We start from the raw sequence: 17,464 nt of genomic DNA, 5'->3' as shown, positions 1-17,464 counted from the left end.
ATCATCAACTTAAGTTAAGGAAGCTCATCGTGGAAGAAATCAAAGGCATTCTGCAATTCATGGTCGAGATTGAACAATTAAAGGATGTTCATCGACAGACAAAACCGGTTGGATTGGATCGATATGAAAACTCCGCTGAGCACAGTTGGCACGTCTGTTTGAGCGCACTCATGTTGAAAGACTATGCCAATGAAGAAATCGATATTACGCGAGTAATGAAGATGCTGCTGATTCATGATCTTGGGGAAATCGATGCCGGAGACACCATCATTTATGCCAGTGAAACCGCAGAAAACAAGCTCAAAGAGAGAAACTGCGTTGAGCGCTTGCTGAAATCATTACCGAGCCATTCAAGAAGCGAGTATTTGGATTTATGGCTTGAGTTCGAAGCAGGTGAGTCACCAGAAGCCAGATTTGGTAAGGCGATCGATAGAGTGCCGCCTTTGCTTCATAACATCCATGGTGGTGGTCACAGCTGGAAGAAGCACAACGTATCTAAAGACAAAGTACTGACCTTCAATGGCGAGCGTATTTCTAAAGGCAGTCGTGCTCTATGGAAAGAACTAGAAGTACAACTTGAAGGCGCTGCAGACAAAGGGTTATTAAAGTAAAAGCTAATTTCATACCTTAGCGTAAGTATAGCTTTAGCGGCTCAATGAGGGAGATCTCGATGGTAACTGATTCAAGATGCATGGCACTTACCTTGTGTCTCATTTCTTTCTAATAAAACTCTAGTGGACAACAATAAGTTCGAGAACCGAGTGATAAGTTGTTAGTATGTATCAAATTTATAAATATCAGTTGGCTTATATAAATGCTTGATAATAAGTATATTAAACACCCTTATCACTGTGAGCAGTGCGACGCACTTACCCCGCACCTTGCTGTTAGCGCTTCCGATGCTGAATCTAAAGCGGACGCTGAATCTGAAAAGAAACAATGGAAGTTAGGCGTGTTGATGGAGTACCTGGTGACGTTATTGTTTAGAGGTGACCATAATGTTCCCGGTTTTTATGTAGACAGTGATTACGAATACCAATGTGAGAAATGTGGAACCAAATCGTGGCACTGATCGTGTGTTTAACTTTTGAAAAAATCCCCACCTAAACTGATGATAATAAGACGCATTAGAAAAGTGATCCTCTCTGCAAACTGAGAATGGAATCGCGTCTATACTGACATGGGTTACGTCGCTGAATTTGGAAGTGGCGCTATGAATGTAAGTTTGATTAGGTTAAATCTCAGAGGTGACGATGAAAAAATTACTACCACTATGCGCCATTTTACTCTCGGCATCATTTTCAGCTGCGGCTTCTGATGGTTTGATTAAATACCAAAGTAATTATTCAGTGAAAGAGACCGCTGACCGCTTTGAAGAAATCGCCAAGAGCAAAGGTTTGACCTTGTTTGCGAGAATCGACCATCAGAAAAACGCGAGTAAGGTCGATCTTGAATTGAGACCAACGGAAGTCATCATCTTTGGTAACCCGAAAGTAGGGACACCATTAATGCAATGTGCTCAAGAAGTCGCGATAGATTTACCGCAGAAGGTGTTAGTCACTGAGGATTCTAATAAGAAAGTATGGTTGTCTTACAACGATCCTAATTACTTGGTAGAGCGTCACGCGATCAATGGCTGTGACGAGGTCGTTAAGAAAGTATCGGGTGTACTAAGCAAGCTATCAGAAGCGACAGTGGCGAAAAAGAAAGCAAAATAACCAAGATCAATAAGCACTCATTAAGACTATTAATGGGTGCGATATGACGATGATATCGCCCATTAGTCATTGTGTTGACAACTAAGCAACAGTATATAAAAGTAGTTTTATGAAACTGAATTTAGCGCAATCTAACCAACGAATTATCATCATTCCATAGGAATGGTGGGATTGTTGATGCGCTTTGTTTATCGAACCCACCCGTAAGGTGGGTTTTTTGTCGCTGTCTTATGGGTTTTATCTGAATAGAGGAAGTCATATGAAAAAGATCGCGGTTTTTGGCAAGCCTGGGAGTGGAAAATCCACAATCAGCAAGGCGTTAGCACTAGCTACAGGGATAGAGCTTCACCAGTTAGATTCTATTGTTTATAAGGCCAACGGAGAGTTTGTTGAACGTGAAGTATTCGAGCAGGCTCATGAGAGCATACTTAAGTCAGAAAGCTGGATCATCGATGGTTTTGGCCCTCTAGGCTCGTTCAACACACGTTTAGATGCAGCTGATACCTTGGTTTATATCGACCTTCCTTATTCAATTAGCTACTGGTTTGTAACCAAGCGAATGCTCAAAGGTCTATTCGTTAAACCTGAAGGCTGGCCTGATGGAAGTTCAGTTATAAAAGGCACGATACAAAGTTATAAGACACTAAAACTGTGTCCTAAATTTTGGAATGACGACTTTAAAGCGCAGTTAGAATTGCGCGCTAAAGAGAAAGAGGTTTACATCATCAGAAGCGTGACTGAATTGAATAACTTTGTTCATCAACACGTCACTTAACAGTCGAGAGCTTACCTTTCTTTGAAACGCTTTAATTTGCTCATAACTTCATGAAAATATATAGATTTAACTCAACATGTGGCATATTTGCCATGTGTTGAATTTGTGCTTTGAATTAAGGCTATAGATATTATGTATGGAAGTGAGAAGACGAGAGCGTTCTGCTGTAACTGTAAGGAACTTACACTGCATAGGTACACGATGTTCAGTAGCCAAGTGCAAAAGGCACCACAAGCTGAAGATAAAGAACCGAGCTTACTCCAACGAATTTTATCGGAGTTTCTATCTTTTGGTGTTACAGGTTCGGGCGCGACAGGTGATTACAAATGTACCCAATGTGGAACATATCTGAATACACCAGACAACCTCGACTGAGTTTGTGAGTTTGGCTTAGGCAAATAAAAACGGGAAGACCTCAATGATCTTCCCGTTAGATATTACTTAACTCATCGTGCTATTGGCAGTTTGAGTGAGAAGCCTTATGCACAACACTTCTTGTATTTTTTACCGCTGCCGCAAGAACACGGATCGTTACGGTTAGGGGTCTTTTCAAACGTCATCGTTTTTGGCTTGTTCAGTAGAGTATCAAGCTCGATGGTGTTCTCTTCTTTGTCTGCGTCGACTGTAACAGTAACGAAGATAGTATTTTCAGCGGCTAGTGCTTCAACTTCTGCTTTGCGCGCTTCAGTTTGAACCATTACTGCGATTGGAGATTCTTCGGTACCCGCTTTTACATCGCGGTTTACGTTGTAGCCAGCAAGAACGTGGTTCTGTCTTGTTTCGATACGGCCTTTGAAAAATAGTTTCGACATTGGGTACTCATTAAAAATGTTGAATGGCGCTATTTTTAACGGCGATAGCGCAATGGAGCGGGGATTATACGCATATATTGCAATTGATAAAGCAGTGATGTGAGCAAAGATTGTTGGTTTTTGTTTGCCAGCAATTATTTGTTTTATAGCTTTGTTCTAATTAGACTAACTTTGAAACTCAAGACAATAAGATTTCCCTTAACAGGCCTTCAAGTGATAAATTGAAATCGTCAATTTAAACAACGAGATACCCCATGAAGTTAGATGCCATCCTGTGGGATTACGATGGAACCTTAGTGAATTCAGTTCCAAAGAATATCGCAATTACTAAAGATATTATCTCTGTGGTCGCGCCACACTTATCAGGTGAGAACTTACCTAAATATCTGCTGAGCGAAACGCTTTATCATGAAGCCAACCACGGGGCTAAAAACTGGCAAGCCTTATATATCGACTATTACGGCTTATCACACGATGAAATGTTGATCGCTGGTGGAATGTGGGCAGAGCATCAAGAGAAAAACCAAACAGCCGTCGCCTTGTTTGAAGGAATGGAAACCGTGGTTAATCAGTTTGCTCATCTTCCTCATGGGATCTGCTCTCAAAACTCTCAATTGAATATTCGTGGTGTGCTCGACAGTTATGGCATCGGCGATTTGTTTAAATCGGTAGTGGGTTATGACGATGTTTCGAACGGCAACCAAAAACCCCATCCATTTGGTGGTGTGAAATGTGTCGAGAACATATTTGGCGCCGATCCGACTAACGAGCCTTGTTTGATGTACATCGGTGACCATGAAGCGGACACACAGTTTGCTCGCAATATTGAAGCCGCGCTGGGTAAAAACGCAAAAGTGATTGCCGTTGCAGCAGGTTATAGCCGATCGAAACCTGAAAATTGGCAAACCAAGCCCGATTACATTGCTAACAGTGTCGATGATCTTTTAACGATCATTAGCAAGTACGCATAACGAAGCAGACATTTAAAAATCACCACACCTGAATGACTTTAAGGAAGAATAATGACACCAAAACAAGTGGTATTAGGTTTTTGGGATGCAATGCGCAGTAATGATTTTGCCAAGGCAAGCGAATGGCTAGCCGCAAATTTTGAAGGCTATTGGCCGCAGTCGTCTGAATTGACGTTAGGGCGCGACAACTTCACTGCAATCAATACTGAATACCCAGCCAATGGTGTTTGGGAATTCACGCTCAATTCGATTGTCTGTGAAGGTGATACGGTAGTCACGGACGTTTCGGTCACTGACAGTGTGTTGAAAGGCCGAGTGATCACCTTTCACACGGTGGTTGACGGTTTAATTCAAAAGCAAACTGAGTTTTGGCCAGACCCATTCGAAGCGCCGGCGTGGCGATCGCAGTGGGTTCAGATCGTATCGAAAAATTAGTTTGTATCGATACGATCAGTTTGTCACGAACAACTAGGTCGTATCGAATAATCAGGTTGCACAGAATAAGTAAACATTAGGAGGTTTCATTGAGCAAGGTAGTGATTGTAACCGGCGGAAGCCGAGGTATTGGCGCAGCGACGTCTAAATTGTTGGCCAGTCAAGGCTATGCTGTATGCGTTAACTTCATACACAATGAGTCGCGAGCTGAAGATCTAGTGAATGAGATTCGCGAACAAGGCGGAACCGCGATTAGTGTGCGTGCGGATGTGTCTGTTGAATCGGACGTGAAATCCTTATTCGAGATTGCTCGTAACAAGCTAGGTCCAGTGACTCACTTGGTTAATAATGCCGGGATCTTGTTTACCCAGTCACCATTGGTTGATATTGAATTGGATCGCTTTGAAAAGGTGATGAAGTCCAACGTATCAAGCTGCTTTCTGTGCAGTAAAGCCTTTATCAAACAAGCCGATGGCGCGGGTTCGATTGTGAATGTATCGTCTGCCGCTTCTCGTACTGGCGCACCGTTTGAGTATGTGGATTACGCAGCATCGAAAGGTGCGATGGATTCACTCACCAAAGGCTTATCGCTTGAATTAGCTTCACGCAATATCCGAGTGAATGGCGTAAGGCCAGGTTGTATTTATACTGAGATGCATGCAGACGGCGGAGAGCCAGATCGCCTAGACAGACTAGCTTCGCAGTTACCGTTACAACGAGGTGGCACACCAGAAGAAGTCGCGAACTCTATCGCGTGGTTATTATCAGACGAAGCTTCGTATGTCACCGGCTCGTTTATTGATATTGCAGGCGGTCGATAGGGCACGTTTGCCTTTACACTAATATAAACAAGTTACAACCATCAACACGCAACAAAAGTACCTAACTAAAAGAACGAAACTAAGAGTACAACCATGAAAAACTATTTTGAAAGCCCGTTTGTTGGAAAGTCACTCAAAGAACAAGTGACCAACCCGAACATCATCGTGGGCGAGCACAGCTATTACTCGGGTTACTACCATAACCACAGCTTTGATGACTGTGCGCGTTACCTATTACCGGATAGAACCGACATCGATAAGCTGATCATTGGCAGTTACTGCTCGATTGGTTCTGGCGCCGTGTTTATGATGGCGGGCAACCAAGGCCACCAAAACCAGTGGGGGAGTACCTTCCCGTTTTTCTATCAAGACGATGAGAAGTTTGAAGGTGCGATAGACGGCTTTGAACGCTCTGGTGATACCGTGATTGGTAACGATGTGTGGATTGGTACAGAAGCCATGATCATGAGTGGTGTTAAGGTTGGTGACGGAGCCATCATCGCAAGTCGAGCGGTTGTGACTAAAGATGTCGCGCCATACTCGATTGTCGGTTCAAACCCAGCACGCCATATCCGTTATCGTTTCAATGAGACTGAAATCGCTCAGTTGCTAGAAATGAAATGGTGGGAATGGAGCGAAGAACAAATCAAAGGCGCAATGTCGCTAATGTGTTCTTCAGACATTGGTGGTTTGTACCATTATTGGAAAGGATTCTTGAAGCCTTAAATTGTCGTTCCCAGATGAAATGTGAATGGTGAGAACGAGATTAAATTTAACAAATTACTCAATAATCTGATTATGGCAATGCGATTGTGATACGAGTAACTTATTGATTATATGCATATTGCATAGTATGGCGTGTCGCATTAGCGTGGTGGATGAATTGGAGGGGTATTATGATTAGTTGCAACGATTACGATTATATTGAAATTGTGTGTATGCACCGATACCCAATCAAGTTAACGCTGAAGTCTGGCGAGCAGATTGAATGTGTCGGGTTAGATACCCAGCGCAATGACAGCCGTGAAGAGTGCATTAAAGTCAGTACTCAAGGCGAGCAACAACTTGTCGTATTAACTCAAATAGCGACATTGGATGTCTGTGTCGACAACCCTCACTTTCAGCATGTTTCATTCAAAACGTCATAGGCTTTCAAATGAATAGAACCATAGAACAATGCTATTGCACCGCGTGCAGAGAAGAGACACAACATGTTGTTGTGTTGGTCAGAAAGACGAGTGCGTTTGCAGACAAACCTAACCAAAAGCGAAGTGAGTTTTGGGCAGGCATGATAAAAGGTTGGTTCCTTGGCCCGTTTGTCGCGTCAATGGATGAGTTTTCTCGTCACCTTGTCTGTGAAAAATGTGGACACAAAGAGATTCAAGATTAGAATTCGATTCAACGCGTACTGAACCTTCTGGTTTAAGAAAATGGCTTAGGAAATAGAAGAGTGAAAGAACAAATATTAGAAGCGGTAAAAGCATATGGTTTCTCGGTAAGAACCAACAATACCGATGAGGTTGATCCGGCTAAGGCGCAAATTGGGCAATTGTGGCAAGGCTTTTTCGAACAAGCTTTTCCTAAGCTGACCCCAGACTCAAAGGTATACGGCGTTTACACCAACTACGAGTCAGATTTTACGGGCGAGTTTGATGTTATCGCGTGTACCAATGCGCTTACCGATAATAGTTTAGATAATCTAGTTGAAACCAATATCGAAGCAGGCAAGTACTTAACGTTTTCTGCTGAGGGTGAATTACCGCAAGCTGTGATCGACCTATGGGGTGAAGTGTGGGCGTATTTCAACGCAGCAGACTGCCCACATGTTCGAGCTTACACAACAGATTTCGAATTCTACAAAGGTGAAACTGAAGTCGAGATTTCGATTGCGATTAAGTGATTGGTTTAAAATGAACAAAAGGCTTAGCTTAGACTGTGTTTGCCAGTTAAGAGACAGTAGTTACCGGTAAAGAGACAACGGAAACCCAGTTAAGCCTTTGAATATCTGCTCATTACAAAGAAGATACAGTGTCACGTACTTACCTTGATTACTACGCTTTCTCTATCTTTGAATTACCATTATCCACCAAAAAGACAATCTTGCTTGGTTTCATTCCACAAAGGGTATTGCTTCATGACTTGGGTGTAGAGCTTACTTTCAAGGTGCGCTCTTAACCAACGTCCTACGTTTTGATATTCCGATTTCACAAACCACTTCTTTTCGACTCGCACAAACTGACTGACGAAAGGCATCACCGCAAAATCGGCCAAGCTTGGGCTTTCTCCAAAAAAGTAGGGCTGATCGGTAAGTCGCGCTTCTAACTGCTTAATGAAGGTTTCGCAGGCTTGTCGGCGTTGTTCAACATCGATGTTTCGGTAACGAACCGATGCACGATACCTTTCTAAGTGACCAATAAATTCTTCATCGTTGGTTTTAATGAGCTGCTGAACTTGTTCGCTAAGCGTTGGATTGCTTGAACGCAGAAGATCTTGAGGATCGTTTTGTTGAAGTGACCAGTTCATCACATCCAAGCTCTGTTCAATGACTTGTCCATTGGGTAACACCAATACAGGCACTGTTCCTTTTGGCGAACTGGCCAATAGTTCGCTAGGCTTGTCTTTGGTAACGATTTCTCGAAGTAACACTTTTTGCTGTGATAGTGCGATGCCCATTCGTCCGCGCATTGCATAAGGGCAACGGCGTAAAGAATAAAGGATAGGTAGATCGGATTCGTTCGGCATTATTGAGGTCATTTAGTTTGAAAAGTGTTGTACGGTGGTAAAGAGATCGTGATGTGGGTAGAATACGCGGCTTAAAAATTATAAGTAAGTGAGCGACTTCAAAAATGAGCAGAAAAATTGAGTTATTAGCCCCAGGTGGCGATGTAGAAGCGATAAAAGCCGCCATCGTAGCGGGTGCTAATGCAGTTTATTGTGGTTTAGACACATTCAACGCTCGTAACAGAGCCTCTAACCTGTCGTTAGACGAATTGAATGGTGTGATTCGCCTTGCTCATGAATACGGCTGTGAAGTGTTCCTGACTCTTAACGTTGTGCTACTGGAGCACGAGACTAAGAGCATCACCAAACTGCTGAACCAGCTTGTGAACACCAAAGTGGACGGCATCATTGTTCAAGACTTGGGTTTATTCAACCTGGTTAAGAAGCATTTCCCATCGTTAGACGTTCACGCGTCGACTCAGTTAACTACGCACAACGAAGGTCAGATTAAGTTCTTGTCTAAGATTGGCGCGACGCGCGTTAACTTGTCTCGTGAGTTGAACCTGTCTGAAATCAAGATGCTGACGGAAGTGGCACACGATCACGACGTATTAACCGAAGTGTTCGTACACGGCGCTCTGTGTATCGCATTCTCTGGTCAATGTTACTCAAGCTCAGTAAGTGTGGGTAACTCAGGTAACCGTGGTCGTTGTAGCCAAGCGTGTCGTGATGAGTACGAAATCACCAACGCGGGCAACAAGTTCCCACTTAACCTGAAAGATAACTCAGCTTACTACGACCTACCTGAATTGGTTGATGCGAAAGTCGACTCATTGAAAGTAGAAGGCCGTATTAAAGGCGCACACTACGTTTACACTGTGGTAGACACATGGCGTAAACAGATTGATAGCTTTGTAGAAAGTGGTTTGTTGATCGAAGACGATTCGAACCTACACAAAGTATTCAACCGTGATTTCACCAACTCTTTCCTAAAGGGCAACCTAACGAAAGACATGTTCATCGATAACCCGCGCGACAACAGCATGAACTACGCTGTTGAAAAAGCGACGGAGCAGAACAACGAAATCTCAGTTGTACAGATTCAAGAAGTGACCAACGAACTTCACCAAGCGAAAGACGTTCTTGGTAACGAAATGCGTGACAAGATCGAGTTCCTTGATATTCGCAAGACACCAGTAGCACTGTCGTTCAGCGCAAAAGTGGGTCAACCATTTACGGTGACTGTGAACACGCCAAAAGAGAACTTTACTCTTCAATCTAAATCGCTATTGAAAGCGGTTGAAGAGAAGGCGATTACTCAAGAGCTACTTGAGAAGCGCTTCAAAAACGTGAAGAGTGCAGTTCACACGCTAGAAAGCCACGACTTCAGTGAAGTGGATGCAGGCTTGTTGATTCCTCTAAAAGAAGTTTCAGACCTAAAAGACGAGATCGACTTCATTCTGAACGGCTCTGTGGAAGTGATTAAGCACGTTGAAGTGCCAGCACTGCCTCAGCACCCTAAAGTGAACGAGAAGCCGACTATGTCGATGCTTATCGCCGATGTAGAAGACTTACACCTGTGTGACGTGACTGACGCGGATGTTTACTTCAAACTTCCAGAAAGCTTCAAGAAGCGTTGTAACAAGTACATCGACATCTTGGCTGCAAACCCACGTTTGATTCCTTGGTTCCCAGCGGTATTGATCGGTAAAGATTACGACGAAGCGGTTCGTATTCTTGAAGAGATCAAGCCAGCTCGCATCGTAACCAACAACACGGGTATTGCTTACAAAGCTTACGAGATGGGTATTGAGTGGGTTGCAGGCCCGTTCATGAACACGACCAACTCTCACGCACTGGTTACTCTGAAAGAAGAGCTGAACTGTGCAGGCGCATTCATTTCGAACGAGATCAACAAAGGTCAGATTCGTCATATTCGTCGCCCAGAGAACTTCAAACTGTTCTACAGCATTTACCACCCAATCTTGATGATGACCAGCCGTCAGTGTTTCTTCCAAAGAACCGTGGGTTGTAACAAGCCAAGCATCGAAGCAGGTTGTATGTTGAAGTGTGAGAAAGCGACCACGATTACCAACGTGAAAGGCATCTCTTTTGCGGTTGATAAACAGAAGGGTGGCTACCCAAGCATTTACAACCACGAGCAGTTCTTGAACCACGACGCAGTAACTGACTTCTCTGGTCTGTTCGACGAGTTCTTCATTGACCTAACCAACATCGGTGCAGGTTCTAAAGAAGTGAAAGACAAAGTTGAGCTTATCAAGCATTTCGAAGCGCTACTGAACGGCGTTGAAGGTTCACAACAGAACCTAGAGCAGATGGTTGAAGTTCGAACTAATGCTCAGTACGTGCAAGGTCTATAGCGTACAAGGTTTATAGGGTTCAATGTCTATGGGCTGTAAGGCTTATAGCTTCTAACGCAAAGAGCGTTCAAGGTTTATAACGCTCAACCGCTTATAAGCACTCTGAACCAATAAACAAAAGGCCACTCAATCGAGTGGCCTTTTTAATGTCTGAAACTTTCTGAATCTTTCTCAACCAACGAATACGTTATTCTGTCACGGCTTCTTGTTTGAAGCATGGGCTTTTCAACGTGTTCATCTTTTCGATTTCATTGGTTAAGCGCAGCGAGAGCAGGGCTTTCTGGTTCGAAGCAAAATCAAACATCACGATAGTCGCAGTGCCAACGGTCGTCAGTTTCTGTTGAGCCTTACTGACAATCGCGTATTCCATGGTGAATCGGTCATCTTGAATATCGGTAACACGTGAGCCGACCATCAAGGTATCTGGATACGTGACTGGGCGGAAATACTTACAGTAAGTGTCACCAAGAACAGGACCAACTTTGGTAATCGCCATCTCTTCCATCAGCTCGACGTGCTTGAAAAAATCTAAGCGAGCGGTTTCGAAATAGCGAAAATATACAGCGTTGTTAACGTGATTGAGTGCGTCCATTTCTCCCCAAGCGACAGGGATTTCTGTTACTACCGGGTAGTCAGATAATAGTGCTTCCATGCGAACTCTCTTATTGTTATGTAGGGATAAGTTGTTATTGGAATAAAAACCCTACCGCTAAATTAACAAAACTGCAACACGCGTGATTTAAGTTTTTGAAGCTTGAAACCACACAATGTCAGTGACTTAGTTGCACATCCACTCAATAGTTAGGCACTAAGGTGTTTGAATTGCAGCTCAACCAAGCGTTGGTACAATTCGCAGCTATTGATGAGAGACTGGTGGTCGCCGATGTCTACTAGTTGTCCTTTATCGAGCACCGCAATTTGGTCGGCGTGTTTAATTGTTGATAATCGATGGGCGATAATGATCGTCGTTCTGCCACGCATTAACTCTTCTAACGCTTGTTGTACGTGATGCTCACTTTCACTGTCTAGTGCGCTGGTTGCTTCATCCAACAATAGAATATTTGGATCTTTCAAGATGGCACGTGCGATAGCAATACGTTGTCTCTGCCCACCAGAAAGCCTTACACCACGTTCACCAAGAAAGCTGTTGTAGCCATCAGGTAGGTTTTGAATGAACTCGTGTGCGTGCGCTTTCTTCGCCGCTTCGATCACTTGCTCGTCTGTTGCCTGCGGGTTGCCATAGCGAATGTTATGGAACACATCGTTACTGAACAGAGCAGGTTGTTGCGGTACCAATGCCATCTGCTTTCTTAGCTCGTTAGGATCAAACTGATTCAGTTCAACACCGCCTAATGTGACCTTACCCACTTGTGGGTCGTAGAAACGTTGCAGCAGTTCGAACAGGGTAGTTTTACCTGCGCCAGACGGGCCAACCAGTGCCAACACTTTGCCTTCATGGGCAGTAAGCGTGAGGTTGCTTGTTGCGGGTTGGTCCGGTCTTGATGGATAACAGAAGGTCACATCATCAAATGCAACTTCTGGCGTTACGTTAGCAAGCGAAGTTGGATTCGCAACTGGCGCAACAATATGGCTTTCAACTTGTAGGATCTCGATTAATCGCTCGGTCGCACCTGCCGCGCGTTGCAGTTCACCCATCACTTCAGAAATCGTACCTAACGATGAAGCAACCATAATTGCGTAGAACACAAACGCCGCTAAGTCACCAGCCGACATAGTGCTGTTGATAACATCACTGCCGCCAACCCAAAGCATGCCTGCAATAGCACTAAATACAATCACGATAACGCCAGAAATAAGAATCGCGCGCTGTTTTACACGCTGGCGACCAATCTCATACGCCTTTTCCACTTCTACCGCGAATGATGCTTTCTCTTGCTCTTCTCGGCTGTAGCTTTGCACCGTTTTAATGTGCTCAATTGCCTCACCTGCGTAAGAACCCACATCAGACATGGAGTCTTGGCTTTGGCGAGATAAAGCTCTTACACGACGCCCATAGACAAGGATCGGAATCAAGATAAATGGCACCGAGGCCAATACAATCAACGTCAGCTTAATATTGGTCGCAAACAGCATGATGATTGCACCAATACACATCAACGCGCTGCGCATCGCCATCGAGAACGACGAACCTATGATGCTTTGAAGCAGAGTGGTATCCGTGGTGATTCGCGACATGATGTCGCCACTGCCATTGGTTTCGAAGTAACTCGGATGCAGCGTCACGACATGATTGAAAACCGACAAACGAATGTCCGCACTCACGCGCTCCCCAACAGAAGAAACCAAATAGAAGCGGAAGAAAGTACCAATCGAGATCAGCACGACCACGACCATGATGAACTGAATCGCGCTGCCTAAATCTGAGAGTGATTGTTGGCTAAAGCCTTGGTCGATAAGAAGACGAATACCGTGTCCGACTGAAAGGGTTAAGCTCGCCGTGAAGATCAACGCGATCAACGCAGCAATAACACAACCTTTATAAGGCTGAATGAATTTACTCAGCTCAAACAAAATACTGAGGCTTTTTTTCTCAGGTTTGGGGTCTGGCACTTTTTGAGTAGAGCGCTGAGTCTGTCGCTGGTTCGAGTCGAGCGTAGAAGAGACATCGTTTTGCATATGACTGCCTTAATGTGTTGTCGCTTTAAAAATAGATGGCTTGTTGCTTGTTGCTTGTTGCTTATGGCTAATTGCTTTATGACTTATTGCCTGTACTGCGCGTTGTTCGCTGGGCAGTAATTGTTGTTGAGAATCGAACCCATTAAAGCATTTATTGCGCTGTGACGCTCCCTAGGAAACTCAATTTCCAATATTTCATCAACACTAAGTGAATAATTCGAAACGACCTTAAAGGAAAACTAAGCATTTTGATCCAGTCAGTTGGATAGGAAACCAAGCTATTTAACCCTAATTTTTATGCAAGTAAATTAGCGTTGATAGGAGAGTGCACACATAAACAAGCAACCGTGCGATGATTTATAAATTGATAGCAAAACGTTTGCTATTTATCTCGATATTAGCTTTATCAATGACTTGTAAGTTTTGGTTGTAAGACCAGTTATAGCGACTGTTTTTTGTGCAATATTTGTTACAAAAATTCAACAAAGTAGTTTTTTATACATTTTTCTTGCATAAAAACTCGGATTGAATAGAATAACCAACAAATGACAATTAATGCAGTATTGTGGCATGAGTATTCAAGTAAAGAGCATCAACAAATCATACGGTGATACCCAAGTTCTTCACGACATCAGTTTCGACTGTGAGAGTGGCGAAACCTTGGTATTGCTTGGCCCAAGCGGCGCGGGCAAGAGTTCATTACTGCGTGTATTGAACCTGCTTGAAATCGCGGACAACGGCGAATTAGACATTGCGAATGAGCAATTCGATTTTTCAAGCCAAATCCAAGAGAAGCAGGGGCTTAAACTTCGTCGTAAAGTCGGCATGGTGTTCCAGCAATACAACTTATGGCCACACATGACGGTGATGGAAAACTTGATTGAAGCACCAACCAAAGTGGCGGGTTTGGATAAGCAAGAAGCGATTAAGCAAGCGCAAGAAGTCCTAAAGACACTTCAACTTGCCGACAAAGCAGACGCTTGGCCACTTCAACTGTCTGGCGGTCAACAACAGCGTGTTGCGATTGCACGTGCGCTGATGATGAAACCGGATGTGTTGTTGTTTGATGAACCAACAGCGGCGCTTGATCCTGAGATCACCAACCAAGTCGTGAGCATTATTAAAGAATTGAGCGGAACGGGCATTACCCAAGTGGTCGTGACGCATGAAGTCGATTTCGCGAAGAAGATTGCTAGCCACGTTCTGTACCTAGAAAAAGGGTACATCGTTGAACACGGCACCAGCGATTCATTCGTTAATCCGCAGACACCTGAGTTTGCCGAGTATCTGACTCATTAAGTAAGTCACTTATTAAAAGAAAGTTGACTCACTAGATCTAGCTAAACACAACATCAATTAAAACAATCAAATTATAAGAATGGCCACAGGCCGCTATTACACAGTATTCGGAGTAACAAAATGAAAAAGATTCTACTAGCTTCACTTATCGGCCTTGCTTCTTTTAACGCAGCAGCTCAAGAAGAAATCAAATTCGCGATGGAAGCAACGTACGCACCATTCGAATACATGGATGAGAACAACCAAATTCAGGGTTTTGACGTAGACTTAGCAAACCTACTTTGTGAAGAGCTGAAAGCAACGTGTACTTTCCACAACCAAGCATTCGATAGCTTGATCCCTGCACTTAAATTCAAACGTTACGATGCGGCTATCTCGGCAATGGACATCACAGAAGCGCGTCTTAAACAAGTGAACTTCTCTAACGCATACTACGATAACTCTGCAGCATTCATTTCTTTCGAAGGCAAAGTAGCAGACCAAGCAGCACTAGAAGGTAAGCGTGTTGGCGTTCAAAACGGTTCTACTCACCAGAGCTTCCTACTTGAGCAAATGACTGGCGTAACAGCGGTACCTTACTCAAGCTACCAAGATGCATTCATCGACATGAAAAACGGTCGTATCGATTCTGTATTCGGTGACACAGCCGTTGTAGCAGAATGGTTCAAGAAAGAAGACAACCTAACGTACGTTGGCGACCAAGTAACAAACCAAGAGTACTTCGGTAACGGCTTTGGCATCGCAGTAAACAAGAGCAACCAAGAACTTGTAGACCAGCTTAACGTTGCACTTGCAGCAGTAAAAGCGAACGGCGAATACGACAAGATCTTCAACAAGTACTTCGGTAAGTAATTTATGGAATTAACGGGTTACTCTTTAGGGCTCGTCGAAGCAAGCTGGATGACAGTTCAGCTTGCATTCGTAAGCCTATTGGTTGGATTGGTTCTAGCAGTTTTGTTTGCAAGTGGTGAGATGTCTCGTCGTATTGCAATCAAATGGCCAACGACTGCATTTGTGACGATTGTTCGTGGTTTACCAGAAATTCTGGTCGTACTGTTTATCTACTTTGGTTCGACACAAGTTCTGTTCATGATCACTGGCGACTTCATAGAAGTGAGCCCGTTCTTATCTGGTGTTGTTGCACTGTCACTTATCTTTGCTTCTTACGCTTCGCAAACCTTGCGTGGTGCTTTGAAAGCAGTAAGCAAAGGGCAGAGAGAAGCAGCAAGCGCGCTTGGTATCACTCAATCACGTTCATTCTTTCGTATAGTTTTACCTCAAGCGGTAAGACACGCACTACCAGGGTTAACCAACCAATGGTTAGTGTTACTAAAAGACACTGCATTAGTATCGCTGATTGGCGTAACGGATTTGTTGAAACAAGCACAACTAACATCCGCTGCAACGCACGAAGCATTTACTTGGTACGCGACAGCAGCAGCAATCTACTTGGTCATCACTTTAATCACACAAAGATTGGTAAAAGTGATTGATGGTAAGTTCTCTATTCAAGGTTTGGGTAACAAAGGGGCAATGGCATGAATCAACAATACCTCTCTCAAATGCTTGAAGGCTTAGTGACCAGTCTTCAACTCACAGGCGCTTCATTGCTTGTTGGTTGTATCTTGTCACTGCTGATGACGGTAACGCTAATTCTAAGAATACCGGCGATTCACTGGTTCACTCGTGGCATCATCACGCTGTTCACTGGCACACCATTGTTGGTTCAAATCTTCTTGGTGTATTACGGCCCGGGTCAGTTCGATTGGATTCGTGAAAGCTTCATGTGGACTTGGTTAAGCCAACCTTGGTTCTGTGCCATGTTAGCATTAGCTTTGAACACGGCGGCATACAGCACGCTACTGTTCAGAGGCGCATTCAACGCCATTCCAGCAGGGCAGTGGGAAGCGTGTCGTGCACTAGGTATGGACAAAGTAGCAACGCTTAAAGTGTTACTGCCATATGCACTACGCCGCGCCGTTCCAGCTTACTCGAACGAAGTGATTCTAGTCTTCAAAGGTACGTCACTGGCAAGCACCATCACCATCATGGACTTGATGGGCTACGCTCAGCGTATCAACGGCCAAACCTACGACACGCTAACCGTGTTCGGCATTGCTGGCGCATTCTACTTAGCAGTAAACGGCATACTAACGCTGATCTTCCGTCAGGTAGAGAAGAAAGCCCTCGCATTCGAAGCCGCGTAAGCTAGCCACACACAAGCTTAACTAACGTATAAAGCCTGCCATTTATGTTCGCATAGATGGCAGGCTTTTTTGTGTTTTGGGGTATGCGCAGAGGTACTGTTTTTATATCTAGTAGAGCGGGGTTTTTGCGAAATTCATACTATATAGAAATATTCTGCATTTTGTCATTCAATGAGTCTATCTATGTTTTAAGTCACTGAATTGCTGTGATTAATCGTGGTAAATTAATATGCATATGAAACTAGATAGAATGATTCTGTATTTAAATGCAGAATTTTTCGGTCTAATAGCTGTTATAACCTTCGAAGAAAAAGGAGAATATTGTTGGCAAAATTTACCAATGAAAGTGTTAAAGAACATTTGAAAATGGCATTAAATCCGAATATTACTAAGCAAGATCATAAGAAAGCTTCTGAGTTTTTGATCGAGTACTATGGCGAGATTTATGATTCGCAGTCAACACACCTTAAACCAACGGTTGTGGCTTTGGAGCACTTAGCGAGAAACAAGCCAACAAAATTTAGAGAATGGTTTATTCGCCCTACGTTAGTTCGTTTGTTTATATTCTTGCTAGGTCTAGGCGCCGGTATGCTTTTGAACCCAAGTGATAGTAATGTTTCGAAAGCTGAGCCTCAAATTGAACAACCTGCCAAGCAATAAACACGGTTATAACAAACGACTATGGCG

General features: G+C 43.8%; 22 protein-coding genes. 18 read left to right on the top strand and 4 right to left on the bottom strand.

The features are described 5' to 3' along the window. Positions 1–29 precede the first annotated feature (29 nt). The 5 genes from AB4249_RS00815 to AB4249_RS00795 all read left to right on the top strand — a co-directional run bounded on the left by AB4249_RS00815 (position 30) and on the right by AB4249_RS00795 (position 2,868). A complete protein-coding gene (locus tag AB4249_RS00815) occupies positions 30–611 on the top strand; it encodes an HD domain-containing protein (RefSeq protein ID WP_065583643.1) in 582 nt (193 codons plus the stop codon). Between the two features lie 203 nt (positions 612–814). Then, positions 815–1,072, top strand: a complete 258-nt coding sequence (locus AB4249_RS00810) for a hypothetical protein (RefSeq protein WP_017066541.1) — start codon at positions 815–817, stop codon at positions 1,070–1,072. 181 nt (positions 1,073–1,253) lie between these two features. Continuing rightward, complete coding sequence (locus AB4249_RS00805; protein WP_017066540.1) at positions 1,254–1,718, top strand: DUF302 domain-containing protein; 465 nt, start codon at positions 1,254–1,256, stop codon at positions 1,716–1,718. A gap of 259 nt (positions 1,719–1,977) precedes the next feature. Continuing rightward, complete coding sequence (locus tag AB4249_RS00800; RefSeq protein WP_065583646.1) at positions 1,978–2,493, top strand: adenylate kinase; 516 nt, start codon at positions 1,978–1,980, stop codon at positions 2,491–2,493. Between the two features lie 132 nt (positions 2,494–2,625). Continuing rightward, positions 2,626–2,868 carry a hypothetical protein gene (locus tag AB4249_RS00795; protein WP_029235167.1) on the top strand — a complete coding sequence of 81 codons (243 nt, stop codon included), beginning with the start codon at positions 2,626–2,628 and terminating at the stop codon, positions 2,866–2,868. Positions 2,869–2,972: 104 nt separating this feature from the next. Here AB4249_RS00795 and AB4249_RS00790 read toward each other — a convergent pair whose 3' ends face one another. Further along, the gene (locus AB4249_RS00790) at positions 2,973–3,305 is read right to left on the bottom strand and encodes a PBPRA1643 family SWIM/SEC-C metal-binding motif protein (RefSeq protein ID WP_017068336.1); all 333 of its coding nucleotides are present in this window, start codon (positions 3,303–3,305) and stop codon (positions 2,973–2,975) included. Between the two features lie 254 nt (positions 3,306–3,559). Between AB4249_RS00790 and AB4249_RS00785 the strand changes: the two genes are divergently transcribed. From AB4249_RS00785 to AB4249_RS00755, 7 genes are all read left to right on the top strand, one after another. Further along, a complete protein-coding gene (locus AB4249_RS00785) occupies positions 3,560–4,276 on the top strand; it encodes an HAD family hydrolase (protein ID WP_372102165.1) in 717 nt (238 codons plus the stop codon). Between the two features lie 51 nt (positions 4,277–4,327). After that, on the top strand, positions 4,328–4,711 hold the full coding sequence (locus AB4249_RS00780; RefSeq protein WP_372102164.1) for a nuclear transport factor 2 family protein: 384 nt from the start codon (positions 4,328–4,330) through the stop codon (positions 4,709–4,711). Between the two features lie 89 nt (positions 4,712–4,800). Continuing rightward, positions 4,801–5,532 carry a glucose 1-dehydrogenase gene (locus tag AB4249_RS00775; RefSeq protein WP_372102163.1) on the top strand — a complete coding sequence of 244 codons (732 nt, stop codon included), beginning with the start codon at positions 4,801–4,803 and terminating at the stop codon, positions 5,530–5,532. Positions 5,533–5,625: 93 nt separating this feature from the next. Next, positions 5,626–6,258: a type B chloramphenicol O-acetyltransferase gene (gene catB, locus AB4249_RS00770; RefSeq protein WP_372102162.1), complete on the top strand. Its 633-nt coding sequence runs from the start codon at positions 5,626–5,628 to the stop codon at positions 6,256–6,258. A gap of 170 nt (positions 6,259–6,428) precedes the next feature. Continuing rightward, positions 6,429–6,680 carry a Rho-binding antiterminator gene (locus AB4249_RS00765; RefSeq protein WP_017068339.1) on the top strand — a complete coding sequence of 84 codons (252 nt, stop codon included), beginning with the start codon at positions 6,429–6,431 and terminating at the stop codon, positions 6,678–6,680. An 8-nt stretch (positions 6,681–6,688) separates the two neighbouring features. Then, positions 6,689–6,922, top strand: a complete 234-nt coding sequence (locus AB4249_RS00760; protein ID WP_017068340.1) for a hypothetical protein — start codon at positions 6,689–6,691, stop codon at positions 6,920–6,922. A 60-nt stretch (positions 6,923–6,982) separates the two neighbouring features. Continuing rightward, entirely contained in the window at positions 6,983–7,432 is a 450-nt protein-coding gene (locus AB4249_RS00755; RefSeq protein WP_048664986.1) for a GyrI-like domain-containing protein, read from the top strand. Between the two features lie 179 nt (positions 7,433–7,611). Here AB4249_RS00755 and AB4249_RS00750 read toward each other — a convergent pair whose 3' ends face one another. Further along, positions 7,612–8,205: a glutathione S-transferase gene (locus AB4249_RS00750; protein ID WP_372102309.1), complete on the bottom strand. Its 594-nt coding sequence runs from the start codon at positions 8,203–8,205 to the stop codon at positions 7,612–7,614. A 173-nt stretch (positions 8,206–8,378) separates the two neighbouring features. Here AB4249_RS00750 and AB4249_RS00745 point away from each other — a divergent pair, with 173 nt between their 5' ends. Continuing rightward, complete coding sequence (locus tag AB4249_RS00745) at positions 8,379–10,634, top strand: peptidase U32 family protein (RefSeq protein WP_372102161.1); 2,256 nt, start codon at positions 8,379–8,381, stop codon at positions 10,632–10,634. A gap of 187 nt (positions 10,635–10,821) precedes the next feature. Here the strand turns inward: AB4249_RS00745 and AB4249_RS00740 are convergent, their stop codons facing one another. Both AB4249_RS00740 and AB4249_RS00735 read right to left on the bottom strand, forming a co-directional pair. Then, a complete protein-coding gene (locus AB4249_RS00740; RefSeq protein ID WP_017061819.1) occupies positions 10,822–11,286 on the bottom strand; it encodes a thioesterase family protein in 465 nt (154 codons plus the stop codon). A 149-nt stretch (positions 11,287–11,435) separates the two neighbouring features. Continuing rightward, positions 11,436–13,271: an ABC transporter ATP-binding protein/permease gene (locus AB4249_RS00735; protein WP_372102160.1), complete on the bottom strand. Its 1,836-nt coding sequence runs from the start codon at positions 13,269–13,271 to the stop codon at positions 11,436–11,438. Positions 13,272–13,841: 570 nt separating this feature from the next. On the opposite strand from AB4249_RS00735, the gene artP reads away from it, so the two are divergent. From artP to AB4249_RS00710, 5 genes are all read left to right on the top strand, one after another. Beyond that, entirely contained in the window at positions 13,842–14,570 is a 729-nt protein-coding gene (gene artP, locus AB4249_RS00730; RefSeq protein ID WP_032545343.1) for an arginine ABC transporter ATP-binding protein ArtP, read from the top strand. A 120-nt stretch (positions 14,571–14,690) separates the two neighbouring features. Beyond that, the gene (locus tag AB4249_RS00725) at positions 14,691–15,422 is read left to right on the top strand and encodes a lysine/arginine/ornithine ABC transporter substrate-binding protein (RefSeq protein WP_372102159.1); all 732 of its coding nucleotides are present in this window, start codon (positions 14,691–14,693) and stop codon (positions 15,420–15,422) included. A 3-nt stretch (positions 15,423–15,425) separates the two neighbouring features. Further along, on the top strand, positions 15,426–16,112 hold the full coding sequence (gene artQ, locus AB4249_RS00720; protein WP_372102158.1) for an arginine ABC transporter permease ArtQ: 687 nt from the start codon (positions 15,426–15,428) through the stop codon (positions 16,110–16,112). After that, positions 16,109–16,777 carry an arginine ABC transporter permease ArtM gene (gene artM, locus AB4249_RS00715; protein ID WP_048615841.1) on the top strand — a complete coding sequence of 223 codons (669 nt, stop codon included), beginning with the start codon at positions 16,109–16,111 and terminating at the stop codon, positions 16,775–16,777. The genes artQ and artM overlap by 4 nt, the downstream gene beginning before the upstream one ends. A 324-nt stretch (positions 16,778–17,101) precedes the next feature. Beyond that, positions 17,102–17,437, top strand: coding sequence for a hypothetical protein (locus AB4249_RS00710; RefSeq protein ID WP_349965480.1), 336 nt, complete (start codon positions 17,102–17,104; stop codon positions 17,435–17,437). Positions 17,438–17,464: the final 27 nt, after the last annotated feature.

Origin of the sequence: Vibrio sp. 10N.261.55.F4, from assembly GCF_041470465.1 — a bacterium.
GTDB lineage: Bacteria > Pseudomonadota > Gammaproteobacteria > Enterobacterales > Vibrionaceae > Vibrio > Vibrio crassostreae_C.
The sequence above is the reverse complement of the archived record's forward strand: the minus strand, read 5'-3'. Positions and strand labels throughout refer to the sequence as shown.

What these genes read in the sequence shown, in the direction of transcription:
- AB4249_RS00810 (WP_017066541.1), top strand. Translation starts at nt 815, where the DNA reads ATGCTTGATAATAAGTATATTAAACACCCTTATCACTGTGAGCAGTGC.
- AB4249_RS00805 (WP_017066540.1), top strand. Translation starts at nt 1,254, where the DNA reads ATGAAAAAATTACTACCACTATGCGCCATTTTACTCTCGGCATCATTT.
- AB4249_RS00800 (WP_065583646.1), top strand. Translation starts at nt 1,978, where the DNA reads ATGAAAAAGATCGCGGTTTTTGGCAAGCCTGGGAGTGGAAAATCCACA.
- AB4249_RS00795 (WP_029235167.1), top strand. Translation starts at nt 2,626, where the DNA reads ATGTATGGAAGTGAGAAGACGAGAGCGTTCTGCTGTAACTGTAAGGAA.
- AB4249_RS00790 (WP_017068336.1), bottom strand. Translation starts at nt 3,305, where the DNA reads ATGTCGAAACTATTTTTCAAAGGCCGTATCGAAACAAGACAGAACCAC.
- AB4249_RS00785 (WP_372102165.1), top strand. Translation starts at nt 3,560, where the DNA reads ATGAAGTTAGATGCCATCCTGTGGGATTACGATGGAACCTTAGTGAAT.
- AB4249_RS00780 (WP_372102164.1), top strand. Translation starts at nt 4,328, where the DNA reads ATGACACCAAAACAAGTGGTATTAGGTTTTTGGGATGCAATGCGCAGT.
- catB (WP_372102162.1), top strand. Translation starts at nt 5,626, where the DNA reads ATGAAAAACTATTTTGAAAGCCCGTTTGTTGGAAAGTCACTCAAAGAA.
- AB4249_RS00765 (WP_017068339.1), top strand. Translation starts at nt 6,429, where the DNA reads ATGATTAGTTGCAACGATTACGATTATATTGAAATTGTGTGTATGCAC.
- AB4249_RS00760 (WP_017068340.1), top strand. Translation starts at nt 6,689, where the DNA reads ATGAATAGAACCATAGAACAATGCTATTGCACCGCGTGCAGAGAAGAG.
- AB4249_RS00750 (WP_372102309.1), bottom strand. Translation starts at nt 8,205, where the DNA reads ATGGGCATCGCACTATCACAGCAAAAAGTGTTACTTCGAGAAATCGTT.
- AB4249_RS00745 (WP_372102161.1), top strand. Translation starts at nt 8,379, where the DNA reads ATGAGCAGAAAAATTGAGTTATTAGCCCCAGGTGGCGATGTAGAAGCG.
- AB4249_RS00740 (WP_017061819.1), bottom strand. Translation starts at nt 11,286, where the DNA reads ATGGAAGCACTATTATCTGACTACCCGGTAGTAACAGAAATCCCTGTC.
- AB4249_RS00735 (WP_372102160.1), bottom strand. Translation starts at nt 13,271, where the DNA reads ATGCAAAACGATGTCTCTTCTACGCTCGACTCGAACCAGCGACAGACT.
- artP (WP_032545343.1), top strand. Translation starts at nt 13,842, where the DNA reads ATGAGTATTCAAGTAAAGAGCATCAACAAATCATACGGTGATACCCAA.
- AB4249_RS00725 (WP_372102159.1), top strand. Translation starts at nt 14,691, where the DNA reads ATGAAAAAGATTCTACTAGCTTCACTTATCGGCCTTGCTTCTTTTAAC.
- artQ (WP_372102158.1), top strand. Translation starts at nt 15,426, where the DNA reads ATGGAATTAACGGGTTACTCTTTAGGGCTCGTCGAAGCAAGCTGGATG.
- artM (WP_048615841.1), top strand. Translation starts at nt 16,109, where the DNA reads ATGAATCAACAATACCTCTCTCAAATGCTTGAAGGCTTAGTGACCAGT.